This window comes from Viridibacillus sp. NPDC093762, assembly GCF_050279675.1.
In the GTDB taxonomy this organism is placed as follows: Bacteria; Bacillota; Bacilli; order Bacillales_A; family Planococcaceae; genus Viridibacillus.
In genome coordinates this window covers 26,080-43,976 of sequence record NZ_JBNNUK010000026.1, presented here as the reverse complement: position 1 = coordinate 43,976, position 17,897 = coordinate 26,080, and the positions used below count along the sequence as shown (strand labels likewise).

The following is a 17,897-nucleotide window of genomic DNA, read 5'->3' as shown; positions in this document are numbered from 1 at the left end:
CGACGTTGACGTGACATAATAGCACGCTCCTTTAAGTTGGTAGTCTAAGTGTACTAGCCCTTATTTTTTATGTCCAACTTAGTGTAGCCGATTCAATGATATAAGAACAAGGATTGAGTCTCTTAGAAATCAACAACAAATAAAGTTGAAGAGTGGAATAAAAACAAAAAAAGTAAACGTTCTGAAGAAATATTAATAAGAACTTTAAAATATAGAATAAAGGCCTTGGAGAAGAAAAAAGAATATTGAAAAAACAATTAGAGAAATTATATGGTGAGCTATACCAAAGTTCATAAAAAAAGTGCAATTCTGCTTATCAATTTGAGAATACAATTAAAGGGAGAGAGAAATTTGAATTTGCGTTTTTTACACATAACTGATATACATTTCCATTATAGCAACTATAATACAGTAAAAATGAGAGATGAGTTAATTAAATATATTGATGAACTAAAAAAAGAAAAGGATTTTGATTTTTTATTGGTAACTGGTGATATTGCCAATCAGGGTGGTTCTTATAATGATCAGGTGAAAACATTTCTAAATAGTATTGTGGAAACTATGAATATTACAAAAGCAGATGTGCATCTTATACCCGGGAACCATGATCTCACAAGAGGTGAAATGAGAACTATGGTTATAGACAGTATTTTAAGAGATCCTTCACCATCAGAAAAGCTTGACAGCCTTAAAGCAGAAACATATCAAACATTGATAAATGCACAATCAAATTTTTTCACTTTCTATAACGAATTTTTTGGGGAAGAATATCCAAAAGAAAAATTACACTTTGTCAAAAGCACTAATAACTACAATATATTATCAATTAATACATGTCTGATTTCGGATAAAAAAGGTGAAGAAGGGCATTTATTAATAGGAAGAAAAAGGTTCTATGATTCTATAAGAGAATTGTCTTCTAATAAAGATGAAAGTAAATTGAACATTGCAATTGGCCATCATACATTAGGATGTATTGAACATAGTGAGAGAAGAACTATGCAATCAAATTTTGATGATGCTGAAATTGATCTATATATATCGGGTCATGTTCATGATCCATCTCATAATATAACTCTAAACACTAGTGATAACCCATTTATTGAATTGGTTAGTGGAGCAATATTTTCTGATTCATATGCAGTACCTGGGTTCGTAGTAGTGGATATGAATTTGGAGGATGGTAATGCTGAGGCTTGTTATCACATTTGGAATACCTCAGATGACTATTGGTCAGTTAATAATCAAGTGAGCAGAAGAACTAAAACTGGGAAATTGGCTTTTAAATTAGAAAGGCTTTCAAAAAAAAAAGAGTTTGAAATAAAAGAGATCTATTTGCCGAATGATAGCGATGATATTGATGAAAATGAATTCAAACAATTTATAATTGATTTTCATGAAAAATTAAATTTTGAAGGCCCAACTCGAAGTAGTCTAGACAACAAAATTGAATTAGATAAAAAATTCTATAATATGAAGTGTAGTCCTACGTTCAAAAAACGATTTGATAAATTCTCTCGGTTTTTCGGAACGATTTATAGCATTATGGATTCCACAGCATATGTTAGCGCAGATAAGAAAGATCTTATAGCTGACATTATCATTGATAAATATTTAGAAATTCATAATATCTATAACAATGGAGATGAGATTTTTATCCGAATCGTTGAACAAATAATATTAGAGAATGGGAATTCGTTCCCATATTCTGAATTGATGACACAGAAGTATGTAAAGATTCTTACTGCATGGAGTATATTTGAATGCGATATTTTTAATGAAGATAAAAGGTGTGTAGAGCAATGAATAGTTTACATTATAGAGACTCCAGCGAGATTCTTAAGTTTTCTATTGCGAATTTCATAAAAAAAAATCGTACCCTTTCTTTGGGAAAGGAATGTATTTCTTTGGATAAATATAGGGAATCAAAAAAGATTGAGGTGAGTAAAACCACAATGAATTACTTTCTACTAACAAAGTACCGTTCTGTTGAAGAAAATGTCTTGTTTACAGCAAAGGTTCTATATGAGCTTTTAGAAACAAAAAATAAACATGTAGATCAGTTATTTCTTGAGTTTTCAAATAAACAAGGAATTACAATCAATATGAATGTTGAGAGAATCTTATATTTAGCTTTAACTTTTTTATTCTCATTAGGAAAGATAACAATAAATGAAAACATGATTGAAAAATTAGAGAATGGGGATTAGATATGATTTTAGATAGATTATATATTTTCACTCCGAATGATGGGCAAATTTTAAAAGAGTATCCATTTAATAAAAAGGGTGTAAATATAATTTTAGGTGAAAAAAGAGAAGCAAACAATGAGACTAATGGTGTTGGTAAATCAACTATGGTTGATTGTTTATCATTTTTACTTGGAAAAACAATTCCAGATTACTATCAAAATAATGGGGATTTATTAGAGAAGAATATCTATATTGCTTTAAAGGTAAGTCTTAAGGACACCACACATTTTCTAGCGAGATCGTTTAATGATCCTCAAAAAGGATTCGTGTTAGAAAACTCTGAAATGCTTTCGATGGATGTTTCTGAATGGAAAAAGGTATCTCTTAAGTCCTATAAGAATTACGTTGAAAATTTAATATTGACAGAAAAAAGAGAGAACATTACCTTTGCTGGTTTAAGGGAATATATCATAAGGGATGAAAAAACTGGGTTTAATGATATTTTGTTACCTAATAGAAATGGGTTGAAGCAATATATATTATTAAATTACTTGTTTACTCTACCTTATCAAACAGAATCTGAGATTAAAAAATTACGAGATATCATTGAAAAGATGAATAATGAAATAAAAATCATTGAATCAATGAGTGTAAACATAACGGATTTAAAGGTAAGAGAAGAAGAAGTTATTAGTCAGATAGATGAACTTGACAAAGCGATAGAAGAAGCGAAAACAGTTACTCATTTTCAAAATAGCACTGAAAATTATACTTTAGTAAAAAAAGAACTTAATGATATTCAAAATAAAATCTTTGAATATGAACATATTAAGAATCAGTATCAAAAAAACATTGAAAATTTAAAGGGAAAAGTAGATGAAATAAAACAACTTGAAGACGTTGAACAATTTTATAACGATTTAGTAGGTTTCTTCCCTAATGATGTAAGGGAAAATTACAAGAAAGTAAAAGAATTTTATGATTTTATGGTTGATAGCAGAGGAAATTATTTTAATGATAAAATAATCAGTTTAGATAGCAAGCTTAAAAAGTTTTATAGCGAAAAAGAGGTTTTAGAGAGAGAACTAGAAGAAACTTCAAAAATATTTAAAAGCGAGAAATATATTGAAGATATATCACTAATAATGGATAAAAAAAGAAATAAAGAAGTTGAACTTGCTGAAATTAAGGTTAGGATAAATGATTATAATAAAAAGAATGAAATAGTTGAAAATATAAATGAAATTCAACATAAGGTCTTGAGAATTAATTCATTACAATATGATGAATTTCTCTCCTTTAATGACACAAAAAAGAAACTCCAAACTTTATTTAACGTGCTGGTTGATGTTACATATAAACAACATGGCTTCCTTGATTTTGAATACGATAATCGAATTAGCTACAGAAGTAATTCTACCACTGGAAGAGTGAGAATAAGTTGTTCCATCCCTGATGAGAGATCTCATGGTCGTTTGCATATGAAAATTAACATGTTTGACTTAACGTGGTTTTTGCACAGAGTATTAAATAATTCTGATATAAACTTTTTAATCCATGATGGCTCTTATTCAAATCCTGACCCATATGTAAAAGGAGTACTATTAAAGTATTTAGATAATAAGTTGAAAGAAAATTCAATAGGACAGTATTTTGTAACTTTGAATAAAACAGAATTATTAGAAGCTGATTTGGAATTTTTTGAAGATGAGGGTATGGTAGTAGCAAAATTAGACAGATTAAACGATGATAAGAACAGGCTCTTTGGCTTTAGATTCTAGAGTATACATTTGACATGTTTCAGCTATAAACGAAAATCCATTAACAGTTGATCATTATCATTTATTTGTAATTCAAGCTGTGTAGCACAGCTTTCTAAGTCTCTTTGATTCACTAAATTGATTGATATAATTTAGAAACTCTATACAACATAATGATTTAGATAAAAATTTTTAGAGCATATTTGTCTTATTAGATGGGCAGTTTCCAGAGTTTATAGATAAAGGGTATTTACATTTTCAAAAATTGTTGAAGCAGCAGAAGATACAATGTGTAAACTTTCATCGTTAGTTTAATCTTGTTGTTCACTCTGGAATTTCTATGCTTAAGTGCTGGAAATTTAGTTAGTTGAAATATAAGATAAAACATGTGTTCTTGGATTTTCACTCTACACATTTTCTACGCAATCTAATCAAAAAAAACAGTGGCACCAACGCTTCAGGAGGCTATTAAATTCCCTCCTGGGACGTACAGTTAAACACAGTTCAAGCCTTGATGTGACAGGTTTTGGAACAGATAAGGGATGCTAACACAGATTATAACACTGTGGGAGTATCCCTTTTTTGTCCCTACAATGATCTAATATCTTCCAACTTAAATATATGGAGGAATCAGTATGACAAAGAGAAACAATAATTTTGATGTAGCACAGATATTAGCCTATTCGGTTGGCTTTGAAAAGCGGTGTAGCAGTTTTAAATAGTCCAGGTACTATTGATGCAGGTTATAGAGGGGAGATAGGTGTGATACTTATAAATCATAGCAATGAGATACTTCATGTGGAAAAACATATGAAGATTGCGCAAATGGTAATTCAAAAACTTCCTGAAGTTGAACTAGTTGAAACTAATTTGGAACTAGATGTATCAGATAGAGGAGAAGAAGGGTTTGGATCTACAGGTCTAAAATGATTAGTTAGAAGGGTTTGTTCTAATCTCTACTGAATAAATTTTGTAATAGTCAAAATGCGCTATTCGTGTATGGGCGTGATTGGCAGTTAGGGGATTATGTCACAATCAAACATGATGATTGGGGAGTACAGAAAAAAATGCGTATCATTACAATTAAAGAGGTCTTAGATGAAAATGGATTTAAACGATTCGTTGAATTTGTGAGAATATACCTTCGGTAATTCACATGAAACAAGAGATAAAAGTATAATTGTTCATCTATTTAATTGGGTGTACTCTCTTTGTGTTTAATTCTAAAGTCGAAAAACACGCCATTACTATTAGTAAGGTTTGTAATAATGTTATGACCATTGTATGTACGTATGTAAGATACTTTTCAATATATATAGCTAATTTCGGATAAAAACTGTAGTTAAGGAGATGACTATAAGTGGGCTAATAAAGCACAAGGAGGATTTATAAAATGGATACTAAAATGCTACTTAACACAGAATTAGATTTAATTAGCTTTATTAAAGTATTTGGTAAGTATGAAAGCTTTGCAGAAGTTTGGAAAATCCATAAACAGTTAAAAAAACAAAATGTAGAATTTACATTTGAAATGTATAATATACTATTTGATTTTGCTTTAGAGTATAGTGATGGAAAAAAAGTAATTCGTAGAATGAAAAAGTCCAATTTTGAAATTGAAAGTTTAACATATAATAGATTGTTTTGGAAGATTATTTACGAGGATGAAATGGATAATGCAATAGCTCATTTTGAAAGGGTTTTTAAAAGACCTGCATTATTTGATATGTTTTCAAACCCTACAATGAGAAAATATGAAAATGATACAGCTATTGAAACAAGAGAAAAACTAAAATATAATTATAATTTATTATTTGTAGTTGGTGACTTAACGGAAGAAGATTTTCAATTAGAAATACAAAGTGGAGAAGTTTTTCTTGATAAGTCCTATGATAGTCCAAGATTTATTAAAAGATCTGTTAAAAGTATAATTCGTAACCCTTTAGTTTCAGCAAAAGCTATTAATGATGCTAACTTTCAATGCGAAATTAATTCACAACATGAAACTTTTATTAATGCTAGCACTAGAAAACAATATATAGAAGCTCATCATTTGATTCCTTTAAAATTTCAAGAGCAGTTTGATTACTGTTTAGATGTAGTACCAAATGTTGTTTCGTTATGTCCAACTTGCCATAGAAGATTTCATCATGGGTTACAGAAAGATAAAGCAAGAGATATCGAAATTTTATTCATTAGTAGAAAAAATGAATTGTCATATTGGGGATTTGAAATAACTTTCGATAAGTTATTATCTATGTATAATTAATAATGAAACAAATATAGTGACTTTAATTTAGAGTAGTTAAAAATAACTGCCCTTTTTCATTTTATATACAATCATTTACTTTTTTATAGTATTATAGTTATATTATAGTTGAGGAGTGTTTATATGAAAAAGGTATATTCGTTTATATTAATGACTTTATTATTTGTTTCGTTTCTTTCTTTTAACTCTAATTATGTGAAAGCAGAGACATATACGTGGGGGAAAGTAACAATAAATGATCAAACAATGATTGGAAAGATACAAATAAAGAAAAAAACTAAAACTTATACAGAAATACGTGGTAAATATCTAGAGTTCGATACAGTGAAAAAAGGAAAAGAATATGGCGTGTATAGCTATGATGATAAAAATAAAATGTTGAAAATATCTAATAATTTATATGTTAAGAAAAATAGTAATGTTAAATATATGTCTATAGATTCACTAGTCGGAAAAGGTACAGTACAAGGTGTGGTGTCATATTATTACAATAACTTTATTGGATATAGACCAGATGTAAATGCTAGGGTTTCTTTGATTTCTTATGACTTGAATAAAGCTAATTATACTCCCTATCAACTTCAAATGTTTGGTATGTATGGTCAAGTACCTAGTGGCGATAAAAGTTTGTATTTCGCTAATGTAGATGGTAATGGTAATTACTCAATAGAGAATGTTAAACCAGGAAAATATATTTTTGTGATACGTTCTAATGGTAGAGTAGAAATAAGAATAGACGAATCAGCAAGTGGTATCTATGCTGATGAAATTAAAAGAATAATCGGTGAACCAATTGCAGATTACTTTATTGCAAATAATTTAAAACACTATAAGTATTATGTGAATGAAGTAACTGTTAGTAAAGATAGAGTTGTGACTATTAGTAAAAACTTTGGGTTGTATTGAAACCTAAGTATATGATGGCATGTTACTTAAATGTGATGTGCTTTTTTTATGGAATAAATTAGAGATTAAAGTTAATACAAAAATGATTTTTTTACACAATATCTACCTATATAAATGTGTGAATTGTCTAAATAACAATTCTCAAGTTAACTAAATAAGTTTTTGGTTTCATTCACCTTTACATCTCTTCTGGCTATTTGGTAAGATAAAGATAACAATACGGAACTAAATACCAATAAACCGTATAAAACAATACCAATAAACCTATAGATAATTTAATTAATTTAAGCGTTAGAAATCTTTATATATCAACGGCTATACTGTCCATCACTTAAAGAGCAAACCAACAAATAGCGAATTCATCGCCATGATTGCCGATAAAATTCGTATTGAAACGGTTGCTAGCTGAAAGGGTTAGGACATTGATAAATCTGGGTTTTAAGGTAGTTATCAGTTGTCAGACTTCGAAATTATTCATAATTATTCACAGATAAACTACCTAATTGAACCAATAATTAACTAAATATATGCGTGTAAATACTAGCGCACTTTCATTTATTGAGTTTTCAAAAATTCGATTAAGTTGGAGGTGTGTTTTTTTGCGTTCAAAAAGGAGGCAGATTTTAGAATTCGACTTACATGTGGATAGTTTCATGTTGCATTGTGATGCTAAACATTTATCTGCAAAGACATTAAAGAGCTATGAGCAAACATTAACGTTATTTGGAATTTATTTAAAACAGGAGTTGAAAATTGAAGATGCTACAAAGATTAAATCATCACATATAAGACATTACATTAAGTATTTGAGAAGTAGGGGTAAATACACTGTTACGGCTTCAGATAGGTCTTTAGAAATTAACTATCCAAATAGACGAGAAGATTATCAAAAGCCAATGAGCGATGTCACAATAGCAAATTACACAAGGAATATGAAGGTATTTTTTAATTTTTTGAAAATGGAACAAGAAATTATTGAAAATCCCATGAATACTGTAGAAGAGATTAAACCGAAGCGAAAGCAGAAACAACTATTATCACCAGTAGAAATTAAATTGATGTTAGGTGCTTATAATCTCACGAAATTTCACGAATATAGAACGTGGGTACAACTACATTTGATTTTCGACATACCCTTTTATACAAATTCACAATCTACTAATAATAAGTTATACATTTTATGATGTAGCCATACGAAAGTAATCTTGTTCTAAAGTGTAAATTGAGGTTTATACAATCTAAAGGAAAGTATTACAACTTAAAGCGGGGTGTGATATATTTCATTTAAGGTTAATGAGGTGGTTTAGAATAAAGTATTGCAAATTTATTTTAGAAAAGTAAAAAAACAAATTAATTGCTCGCTACAGAAGCAAATGGAGGAAAGAGAAGGGAAAATGGATATATCAGAATTCAAGGAGAGATTCATAAAAGAGCATCGAGTAGTCGGTAAGAATGGAGATATTAAGCCCTACTCTGATGAAACAAAAAGGGTAGTTAGAATCTTATTCGAAAAAATAAGGAATAGTGAAAATAATTACAATAAAGACGTTTATGCATTCGATAATACTCAATTCGAAGAAGCTTTAAAGTCATTAAAGGCTACTACTGTAAGAAGTCTTCAAAATTCAATATCAACATTAGAACAATATATAGATTTTGCCCTTGAAAAAGGTCAAGTATCAAAGGAAAAAGGGAATATTGCAGCTCAGTATAATACAAAGCATAAGATCTCAAATCTATTAGATGAAAAAGCAGAAGAGAATATGATTCTTACTAAATCAGAAGTCGATTCTTTAAGTGGGTATGCTCAGAATGCACAAGATGGAGTAATCCTTTGTTTACTATTCGATGGTGTATCGTATAAACGTAAATTTGTTGAGTTAAGAAATATCCGTATTCAAGATTGTGATATTAATAACATGGTTATTAATATTCCTCAATTAGTTGATGAGGATACTGGAGAGGTATTATCACCTAGAACAGTTCCAATTAGCAATCATACAAAAACTATGATAGAGAGCGCAATGAAAGAAGAGAAGTACGTAAGTCTTAAAGGTGAATCAAAACGCAATTACAAGATAGCTAGCAGTGATTATATCTTACGAGGTCTTCGAAACAACTTTCAAATTAAATGGGAGAATGTTTCTCAGAGAATAATTCGTATCGCAGAGTTAGAAGGGAATGAGTATTTAAACGCTACAAATATTTCATATAGCGGACAAATTCACTATGCGAGAGAGTTGATGAAAGAAGAAGGATTGTCGATTGTTGAAGCGTGTAGACGAATTATTATACGATTTAATATTAATGATAACGAATCTGCATACTTTTACTTAAAAGGTCGTATCGAAAAGAATAGAGGGACGTTTTAGGGTAGTTGTCAGTTGTAAGTCAGCAAAATTATTCACCGATAAACTGCCTAATTGAACCTATAATTAACTGAATATAAGCGTGTAAATACTACCGCACTTTCATTTATTGAGTTTTCAAAAATTCGATTAAGTTGGAGGTGTGTTTTTTGCGTTCAAAAAGGAGGCAGATTTTAGAATTCGACTTACATGTGGATAGTTTCATGTTGCATTGTGATACTAAACATTTATCGTCAAATACATTAATTATTCTAAAATACGGATAGGTCAACATAGTAGTGCTTAATTTACGCATAATTTTTCAATTTCATGAATTTTGGCGAAGAAATACTAGTGAACTTTATGAAAATACTAGAAAAAAGTAAATGGTATGGCTTCTTTTTAATTAAATACAATTTTGTAACATAGAATTAGTGTATAAATAGATATACGAATATTCAAAAAAATGGTACTATAACACTATATATATCTATTGCCTTAAAGTACCTAAATATCTACTAATCAACCTTCGCAACTTTCTTTTATAGATAGAATAAATGTATAGAGGTTCTGTTTATTTTATTGATATAATAAATAGACGGATAATTTCCATTTAACTAGTATTTAAAACTTCTAACTAATGAATATCTATTAACTGAAATTTAATTTATCAAGACTTGTTTTGAACGCGATTTTTTGGCGTTATTCTGTAAAAAAACAATTTAAAAACGATAATAAGTATAGATATTTATTATCGTTTTGAAGGATGGGGAGAAAATGTGCTAATTTTTGAAAATGATTATTTTTTTTTAAAAGAAGAAAATGAAAAGGTATTTTTAAAGACAGTAGGGGAAGGGTTTCCACTTAAGGAATTCGACAGTATTTTGAAAAAATATCCACGTATTAAACTGTCGAGCTTTGCTATTTTAAGAAAAGTGACTGCTACAGTGACGGAGCAATTTGAGGAAATTGGTATTTGGTTGCCGCCTATAGAAATTGTGACTTCTCGAGATCGTATGACTGCCACCATGTATGTCCACGAAGATCCGAAAACTGTGTTTACAGATGGTACTAAAATGCAGGAACAAATCAAAGAATTTGCAAATAATATAGGAATAGTGCATGGTTTTGTAGATTTGACTCTAGATACCGTATTATCAGGAAAACCGACTGTAGTTGCAATAGGAACGCCAGCAAAACCAGGGAAAAATGCAAAAATTACATATATAGAGCAGTCAGAGAGAAAACCATTGATCCGTGATGATGGTAAAGCGGATTATTTTGATATGAATTTTATCTCTGAAATAGAAGCCCATGCATGGTTAGGAGAAAAAATTCCTGCAGATTCAGGAGAACAAGGGAAGAATGTATTTGGCGAAAGCATTCCTGCATTACCAGGTAAAGACGCACCGTTAAAATATGATCAGAAAACTGTGTATGAAAAAGTTGATGAAGACGGAAAAGTAACCATCTATGCAACTGAGGGTGGAGTTTTGGATGATTCAGATGGATTCTTGTCAGTTCAAAAACATCTACCTGTTCCAAATGATGTTGGAGTAGGAACAGGAAATCTAAATTTCGATGGATCCATTAGTATTAGAGGTACAGTACTAGCGGGTTATTCAGTAGTAGCAACAGGTGATATTTCGATAGATGGCCCTGAAGGTGTTACGAGTCCGAAATTAATCGAATCTATAAATGGTGATGTTTATATTCGTGGCGGTATTTTTGGTAACGGTGAGTCGGTTGTACGCGCAGGTGGGAATATCTTCGTTAAGCATACAAATGAAAGTACGTTAATTGCAAAAGGCGACATTCAAATTGGGTCATACGCACTTGGATCCAATTTAAAAGCGAGTAGTATACTAGTTAATGAGTACAAGGGGAAAATTATTGGTGGACGTGCAGAAGCAACTAGTACTATTACTACTGCGATTTCTGGAAATCGCTTAGAGCGTAAAACGGAATTAGTTATTACAATGCCGGATCGAAAAGAAAGCATGCAAATAGTGAAAGAAAAAGCCGAAGAGATGAAATCTTTAGAAGCTGATATTGTAAATATTAAAGCTCGCATTACGCCATTATTAGATTTCATCGATAAGATGAATGGTGCGCAGAGAAAAGCGTTTGAGGATTCAAAAGTATTGTTACAAGAAAAAGAAAATGAATTAATGAAGATTGATAAAGAGGTGCAAACTATTTTGCAATCATTAAAAAGTATGGGAACGGAAAAGATTCAAATTACGAAGGAAGCTTTTCCAGGAACATATATTCAACTTGGTAAAAAATCGACGACATTAAATACGCAGACTTGTGGTAATTTTAAATTGGAGCAAGGCGAAATCAATGCCTAGACCCTTAGTTTTTGCACATCGAGGCGCCTCTGCTTGTGAGATGGAAAATACACTCAATGCATTCAAAAAGGCAGTTGAACTGAATGCAGATGGTATTGAGTTAGATTTGCAAATTACTAGGGATGATGTTCCTGTTGTGACACACGATTTAGATTTACGTCGCGTTACAGGAAGACGCAGGTTAGTAACAAATGTATCATTAGCAGAAATAAAAAGATTACGCGTAGGTAGACCATTTACTCGTAGATACTCGGGTCAAGAAATGCTGACACTGGATGAGTTAATAGCTTGGGTAGAGAAAAATCCTATCGCATTGAATATCGAATTGAAGGAATCCTTTATCGATAATCCTTTTGTATTAGAAATTGTTATAAATAAATGCTCCCACTTACCAAATGTACATTATTCATCTTTTTTCTTGGAAGTGTTGGAACATGCTAAGAAAATAAACAAACATATTGAAACTGCACTTATTGCCACGAGAAAGCTCAATTGGCAGCAGTTAAAAAACCTTCCATATATCGATGCTATTCATGCTAACAAAACATGGTATTATAAATCTGAATATTTAGATGCATGTTTAATAGCTAAAAAGAAGTGTCGGTTCTATAACATTACTGGTGATGAAGAGTATCTCAAAAATCCACATAAAGCCGTAGTTGGCTGGATTACAGATTTTCCTGGAAGAGTTAGATGTATACAAAAAAAGGACGCTGACCATTAACGGTCAGCGTTCTTTTGATTTGCAAATTTAGCTGAAACTTTCCCTTTTTTGCGATCGCGATGCAATAAAAAACCTGCAAAAAAGCCAAAACCAATGACAAAAAGTGCAATGCCAATAATGAATTGTAACCAAAGAAATGGTATTGGATCCACAAGCTTAGCAAATAAAGTGTCGCGCATTAATTTAATTCCACCTGCAGCCATTAAACCAGGTATAAGTAATACGATAAACGCTGCAAAACGTGCCATATACTTTCACTCCTCTAATCTATATTCATTTTTACCTGTTGGAGAAGCGTTGTCAAGGAAAGAAAGTTCAGATATGATGAACTTACATTGAATTATGCAAAAAATTGCACAATATTGTGAAAGGAAGTGAAGTTCCTTGCAAAGCATTCTAATTATAGGTGCAGGTGTTGGAGGTACAGCTATATTACAACTATTATCCAAATCTGAGCAACTTAGCACGGTAGCGATTGTAGATGTACGAGAGGATGCACCAGGGCTAGAGCTAGCTAGAGAAGTTGGCATTGCTACGGAGCAAGATTGGCGAGTTGTTTTAACAGATGAGATTGATATGGTGGTTGATGTCACAGGAGAACCTTCTGTATTTGAAGAACTGTTGCAGGCATTGCCGAAACGTACAGTTCTTATCCCAGGGGCAATTGCTTACTTAATTGTTCAATTGTTGAATGAAAAAGATTATTACATAAATAAAACCCAACATGCCGCATATAAACAGCAAATCATCTTCAATTCAATAGAAGAAGGTATGATTGGCATCGACCCACAAGGTCAAATTATCTTCTTTAATAGAAGTGCCGCACGAATGACCGAGGTTACTGTCAAAGAAGCAATAGGGAAACATATTAACGATATTATTATAAATAGTGCTCTACCACGTGTGTTTGAATCCGGTATAGCAGAAATCAATCAAGAACTGAAATTGTCCAATGATAAGAAAATTGTAACGTCTCGTTTTCCGATGATTGATGGTAGTGGGAATCGAATTGGTGCATTTGCTGTATTTAAAGATATATCAGAGGTCGTCAATTTAGCAGAAGAAATAACAAATTTAAAAGAAATTCAAATGATGTTAGAGGCGATCATTCAATCAAGCGATGATGCCATTTCCGTAGTAGATGAAAAAGGTAGAGGGATACTTGTTAATCCTGCGTATACAAGAATTACTGGCTTAAAACCAGAAGAAATTTTAGGGAAACCTGCTACGATTGATATTTCAGAAGGTGAGAGTATGCATTTAAAAGTTTTACAAACGAAAAAGCCTATTCGTGGTGTAAATATGCGACTAGGACCAAGCAAACGTGAAGTCATTGTGAATGTTGCGCCAGTTGTTGTGAATGATAGCTTAAAAGGAAGCGTAGGGGTTATACATGATATGACAGAAATGCGGTCCTTAACGAAAGAGTTGGATCAAGCGCGCACGATTATACGAAAGCTTGAATCTAAATATACATTTGAAGATATTATTGGTGATTCAGAAGAAATGGGCATTTCCATTGAACAAGCGAAATTAGCTGCAAAAACACCAGTTACAGTATTTTTGCGAGGAGAGTCAGGGACAGGTAAAGAATTGTTTGCGCATGCAATACATTCTGCAAGTGATCGCATTTACAATAAGTTTATCAGGGTAAACTGTGCGGCGATTGCTGAGCATTTACTAGAAAGTGAACTATTTGGTTATGAAGAAGGAGCCTTTACGGGAGCGAAACGTGGTGGAAAGCGCGGGTTATTTGAAGAAGCTGATAAAGGAAGTATTTTTCTTGATGAAATTGGAGAAATGTCTTTAAATACTCAGGCCAAACTATTGCGGATTTTTCAAGAGGGTGAAATTGTCAGAGTTGGTGGAACAAAGCCGATTTCAATTAATGTACGAATTATAGCAGCTACGAATGTAAATATGGAAAAAGCATTGTTAGAAGGTACTTTCCGAGAGGATTTATATTATCGATTAAATCGAATGCCCATTCATATACCACCGCTACGTCAACGAAAAGAAGATATACCGCCTTTAGTAGATCGTCTTCTTGTTAAGTTGAATCAGGAATACGGACGTAATATTCATAAAGTGACCTCAAACGCTTTAATGTTATTAATCGGGCATGACTGGCCAGGGAATGTGCGAGAGCTTGAAAACGTCTTAAGTAGAGCAATGATTTTCATGCAATCAAACGAAACTATTTTAGATGAGAGACATCTACCAAAAACACTTTTCCATTCCGTTCATCAAGAAAGTTACGTTGAAAAGTCTTTTTATGAAGGAACACTTGCGGAGCAACTTGAACAAACAGAGAAACAAATATTGCAACAAGTATTAATCGATAGCCAAAATAACAAAATGCAAGCTGCAAAAAAGTTAGGGATATCTATCCGTAGCTTGTATTATAAATTAGAGAAATACAACCTCGCATGATTTTGCATGCAAAAAACTGCATACCGCGCAAAATGTTGCATGTTTGAAAAAGACGAAATGTTGTCAAATATAGCATTTTGTCTTTTTATATGTTGGCACGCTTTTTGCTAATAATATAGAGACCTAGAAAACTAGGGTAAAAGATGACTAAGTTCTTTTTTAAAAGATTGGTCAACATATCAAAGGGGGCATTACAATGGAAATTTTCAAATACATGGAGAAATATGATTACGAACAATTAGTGTTTTGTCAGGATAAAACTTCAGGACTAAAAGCTATAGTAGCTATACATGACACAACTTTAGGGCCGGCACTTGGTGGCACTCGTATGTGGACATATGCTTCAGAGGAAGATGCAATTGAAGATGCTTTGCGTCTAGCACGTGGCATGACTTATAAAAATGCAGCTGCGGGGTTAAATCTTGGTGGAGGCAAAACAGTAATCATCGGAGATCCTTTAAAAGATAAAAATGAAGAAATGTTTCGTGCGCTAGGAAGATTCGTACAAGGCTTGAATGGTAGATATATTACAGCAGAAGATGTAGGTACAACTGTAGCAGATATGGATTTGATTCATGAAGAAACAAATTATGTAACCGGTATTTCACCTGCATTTGGTTCTTCGGGTAACCCATCGCCAGTAACTGCATATGGTGTATTTGTGGGCATGAAAGCAGCTGCTAAAGAGGCATTTGGTAGCGAGCACTTGGAAGGTAAGAAAATTGCTGTACAGGGCTTAGGAAATGTAGCGTACACACTGTGCAAATATTTACACGAAGAAGGCGCACAATTAATCGTCACAGACATAAATGAAAGTGCTGTAAAGAGAGTGGTAGAGGACTTTGGTGCAACTGCGGTTGACCCAACAGATATCTATGCCCAAGATGTAGATATTTTTGCACCATGTGCACTTGGTGCTATTATTAATGATGAAACTATTCCACAACTAAGAGCAAAAGTCATTGCAGGATCAGCTAACAACCAGTTAAAAGATTCAATTCACGGAGATATTATTCATAATGAGGGTATTATTTATGCGCCAGATTATGTTATTAATGCAGGTGGCGTAATCAATGTCGCGGATGAATTATATGGCTACAACCGTGACCGTGCGATGAAGCGAGTAGAAGGAATTTACGATAATATAGCGAAAGTAATAGATATTGCAAAACGTGATGGGATTCCAACTTATTTAGCTGCTAATCGTTTAGCAGAAGAACGTATTGAGCGTATGGCAAAATCACGTAGCACATTTTTGCAAAATGGAAAGCACATTTTATCTAATCGTTAATAAAAGGGCCGTTCAGAAATAAGGTAGGGGTACTTCATTTCTGAACGGATTTATAATGGGAGAAAAGTTTACGAACTGCAAATAAGTTTGTGATTTTATTAGGCTGGCATTGGGGAATGTCAACTACGAAAATGTTATATTGTAATAGAGCTTGTTTTACTAGGTTTGATGAAAGGAAGTGTGCAAATGGCTAAGGACTATGATGTAGTTATTTTAGGTGGCGGTACAGGTGGCTACGTAGCAGCAATTCGAGCAGCAAAACTTGGATTAAAAACAGCCGTTGTTGAAAAAGGGAAGCTAGGGGGTACCTGTTTACATAAAGGTTGTATTCCAAGTAAAGCATTACTTAGAAGTGCGGAAGTATTCGCGACAACAAAGAATCATGCATCTTCATTTGGAGTAAATACAGGAGAAGTAACGCTTGATTTTAGTAGAGTGCAGGAAAGAAAAGATTCCATTGTGGCACAATTACATCAAGGTGTGCAAGCATTGATGAAGAAAGGCAAGATCGAGGTTTATGAAGGAATTGGTCGAATTCTTGGACCTTCTATCTTCTCGCCAATGCCTGGGACAATTTCGGTTGAACTGGCAAGCGGTGAGGAAAATGAAATGCTTATTCCTCAAAATGTTATTGTGGCTACAGGTTCTAGACCACGTACGTTACCAGGGTTAACAATTGACGGTGAATTCGTCATTACTTCTGATGAAGCGCTTACGTTAAAAGAGCTTCCATCATCCATTCTAATTGTTGGTGGTGGTGTCATCGGGGTTGAGTGGGCATCAATGTTAAACGATTTTGGTGTTGAAGTAACTGTTATTGAATATGCAGACCGTATTCTACCAACTGAAGATCAAGATATTTCAAAAGAAATGAAGAAATTATTAGAGAATAAAGGGATTAAATTTGTAACTTCTGCAAAAGTATTAGCAGAAACGCTGTCAATTGCAAATAATAAAGTATCAATAGAAGCAGAAGTATTGGGCGAAAATCAAAATTATAATGCAGACAAAATACTTGTTTCGGTTGGCAGACAGGCAAATGTAGAAGGAATAGGGCTAGAGAATACAGAGATTGTTGTTGAAAATGGTTTTATCCAAACAAATAATCACTTTCAAACGAAGGAATCCCATATATATGCCATTGGTGATGTCATTGGTGGTTTGCAGCTTGCACATGTTGCTTCTCAAGAAGGTATACATGCTATAGAGCATATTGTAGGAATCGCAACTGAAAAAGTAGATGATAAATGGATTTCTCGTTGTATTTACTCAAGTCCCGAGGCAGCTAGTGTTGGTTTAACTGAAGAACAGGCGAAGAAAGAGGGAATTCCTATTAAAGTCGGTAAGTTTCCTTTTAAAGCAATTGGCAAAGCACTTGTTTATGGAGAGTCAGAAGGCTTTGTGAAGATGATAGCTAACAGTGAGACGAACGATCTTGTAGGAGTGCACATGATTGGGCCACATGTGACAGATATGATTGCTGAAGCGGGCCTTGCAATGGTGTTAGACGCAACGCCATGGGAAATTGCGCATAGTGTTCATCCACATCCGACATTAAGTGAGGTACTTGGAGAAGCGGCATTAGCAGTTGATGGTAATGCAATTCATATGTAAGAAGGA

15 protein-coding genes and 1 pseudogene are annotated in these 17,897 nt (G+C 32.7%); 15 read left to right on the top strand and 1 reads right to left on the bottom strand.

Annotation, left to right across the window (positions count from 1 at the left end; all coding sequences use genetic code 11):
* The first annotated feature begins 351 nt into the window (after positions 1–351).
* From ACQKM9_RS19985 to ACQKM9_RS19930, 12 genes and pseudogenes are all read left to right on the top strand, one after another.
* Positions 352–1,806 (top strand): metallophosphoesterase family protein, encoded by a 1,455-nt coding sequence (locus ACQKM9_RS19985; RefSeq protein WP_427736133.1) that lies wholly within the window; start codon positions 352–354, stop codon positions 1,804–1,806.
* Positions 1,803–2,210: an ABC-three component system middle component 6 gene (locus tag ACQKM9_RS19980; protein ID WP_241747058.1), complete on the top strand. Its 408-nt coding sequence runs from the start codon at positions 1,803–1,805 to the stop codon at positions 2,208–2,210. The genes ACQKM9_RS19985 and ACQKM9_RS19980 overlap by 4 nt, the downstream gene beginning before the upstream one ends.
* Positions 2,211–2,212: 2 nt before the next feature.
* Positions 2,213–3,973 (top strand): DUF2326 domain-containing protein, encoded by a 1,761-nt coding sequence (locus ACQKM9_RS19975; protein ID WP_427736132.1) that lies wholly within the window; start codon positions 2,213–2,215, stop codon positions 3,971–3,973.
* Positions 3,974–4,645: 672 nt separating this feature from the next.
* Entirely contained in the window at positions 4,646–4,882 is a 237-nt protein-coding gene (locus ACQKM9_RS19970; protein WP_427736131.1) for a dUTP diphosphatase, read from the top strand.
* A gap of 29 nt (positions 4,883–4,911) precedes the next feature.
* Positions 4,912–5,103 carry a Gp37-like protein gene (locus tag ACQKM9_RS19965; RefSeq protein WP_427736136.1) on the top strand — a complete coding sequence of 64 codons (192 nt, stop codon included), beginning with the start codon at positions 4,912–4,914 and terminating at the stop codon, positions 5,101–5,103.
* Positions 5,104–5,345: 242 nt separating this feature from the next.
* A complete protein-coding gene (locus ACQKM9_RS19960; protein ID WP_427736130.1) occupies positions 5,346–6,221 on the top strand; it encodes an HNH endonuclease in 876 nt (291 codons plus the stop codon).
* 123 nt (positions 6,222–6,344) lie between these two features.
* A complete protein-coding gene (locus ACQKM9_RS19955; RefSeq protein WP_427736129.1) occupies positions 6,345–7,127 on the top strand; it encodes a hypothetical protein in 783 nt (260 codons plus the stop codon).
* A 313-nt stretch (positions 7,128–7,440) separates the two neighbouring features.
* Positions 7,441–7,536 (top strand): annotated as a pseudogene (locus tag ACQKM9_RS19950) (sporulation initiation factor Spo0A C-terminal domain-containing protein); the annotation flags it as partial.
* Between the two features lie 190 nt (positions 7,537–7,726).
* Entirely contained in the window at positions 7,727–8,311 is a 585-nt protein-coding gene (locus ACQKM9_RS19945) for a site-specific integrase (protein WP_427736128.1), read from the top strand.
* 210 nt (positions 8,312–8,521) lie between these two features.
* Positions 8,522–9,499: a tyrosine-type recombinase/integrase gene (locus tag ACQKM9_RS19940; RefSeq protein WP_427736127.1), complete on the top strand. Its 978-nt coding sequence runs from the start codon at positions 8,522–8,524 to the stop codon at positions 9,497–9,499.
* Between the two features lie 755 nt (positions 9,500–10,254).
* Positions 10,255–11,829: a FapA family protein gene (locus ACQKM9_RS19935; protein WP_427736126.1), complete on the top strand. Its 1,575-nt coding sequence runs from the start codon at positions 10,255–10,257 to the stop codon at positions 11,827–11,829.
* Positions 11,822–12,553 (top strand): glycerophosphodiester phosphodiesterase, encoded by a 732-nt coding sequence (locus ACQKM9_RS19930; RefSeq protein WP_427736125.1) that lies wholly within the window; start codon positions 11,822–11,824, stop codon positions 12,551–12,553. Before ACQKM9_RS19935 ends, ACQKM9_RS19930 begins: the two co-directional genes overlap by 8 nt.
* On the opposite strand, the gene ACQKM9_RS19925 is transcribed toward ACQKM9_RS19930, so the two are convergent.
* Positions 12,550–12,801, bottom strand: coding sequence for a DUF2627 domain-containing protein (locus ACQKM9_RS19925; protein WP_038184901.1), 252 nt, complete (start codon positions 12,799–12,801; stop codon positions 12,550–12,552). The two genes, ACQKM9_RS19930 and ACQKM9_RS19925, sit on opposite strands and share 4 nt — an antisense overlap.
* A 136-nt stretch (positions 12,802–12,937) precedes the next feature.
* Between ACQKM9_RS19925 and ACQKM9_RS19920 the strand changes: the two genes are divergently transcribed.
* The 3 genes from ACQKM9_RS19920 (at position 12,938) to lpdA (ending at position 17,891) form a co-directional block, all read left to right on the top strand.
* Positions 12,938–14,986 carry a sigma 54-interacting transcriptional regulator gene (locus tag ACQKM9_RS19920; protein WP_427736124.1) on the top strand — a complete coding sequence of 683 codons (2,049 nt, stop codon included), beginning with the start codon at positions 12,938–12,940 and terminating at the stop codon, positions 14,984–14,986.
* Between the two features lie 196 nt (positions 14,987–15,182).
* On the top strand, positions 15,183–16,277 hold the full coding sequence (gene bcd, locus ACQKM9_RS19915) for a branched-chain amino acid dehydrogenase (RefSeq protein ID WP_427736123.1): 1,095 nt from the start codon (positions 15,183–15,185) through the stop codon (positions 16,275–16,277).
* Positions 16,278–16,463: 186 nt separating this feature from the next.
* Positions 16,464–17,891 carry a dihydrolipoyl dehydrogenase gene (gene lpdA / locus ACQKM9_RS19910; RefSeq protein WP_427736122.1) on the top strand — a complete coding sequence of 476 codons (1,428 nt, stop codon included), beginning with the start codon at positions 16,464–16,466 and terminating at the stop codon, positions 17,889–17,891.
* Positions 17,892–17,897 lie beyond the last annotated feature (6 nt).

What these genes read in the sequence shown, in the direction of transcription:
- ACQKM9_RS19980 (WP_241747058.1), top strand. Translation starts at nt 1,803, where the DNA reads ATGAATAGTTTACATTATAGAGACTCCAGCGAGATTCTTAAGTTTTCT.
- ACQKM9_RS19975 (WP_427736132.1), top strand. Translation starts at nt 2,213, where the DNA reads ATGATTTTAGATAGATTATATATTTTCACTCCGAATGATGGGCAAATT.
- ACQKM9_RS19960 (WP_427736130.1), top strand. Translation starts at nt 5,346, where the DNA reads ATGGATACTAAAATGCTACTTAACACAGAATTAGATTTAATTAGCTTT.
- ACQKM9_RS19955 (WP_427736129.1), top strand. Translation starts at nt 6,345, where the DNA reads ATGAAAAAGGTATATTCGTTTATATTAATGACTTTATTATTTGTTTCG.
- ACQKM9_RS19940 (WP_427736127.1), top strand. Translation starts at nt 8,522, where the DNA reads ATGGATATATCAGAATTCAAGGAGAGATTCATAAAAGAGCATCGAGTA.
- ACQKM9_RS19930 (WP_427736125.1), top strand. Translation starts at nt 11,822, where the DNA reads ATGCCTAGACCCTTAGTTTTTGCACATCGAGGCGCCTCTGCTTGTGAG.
- ACQKM9_RS19925 (WP_038184901.1), bottom strand. Translation starts at nt 12,801, where the DNA reads ATGGCACGTTTTGCAGCGTTTATCGTATTACTTATACCTGGTTTAATG.
- bcd (WP_427736123.1), top strand. Translation starts at nt 15,183, where the DNA reads ATGGAAATTTTCAAATACATGGAGAAATATGATTACGAACAATTAGTG.
- lpdA (WP_427736122.1), top strand. Translation starts at nt 16,464, where the DNA reads ATGGCTAAGGACTATGATGTAGTTATTTTAGGTGGCGGTACAGGTGGC.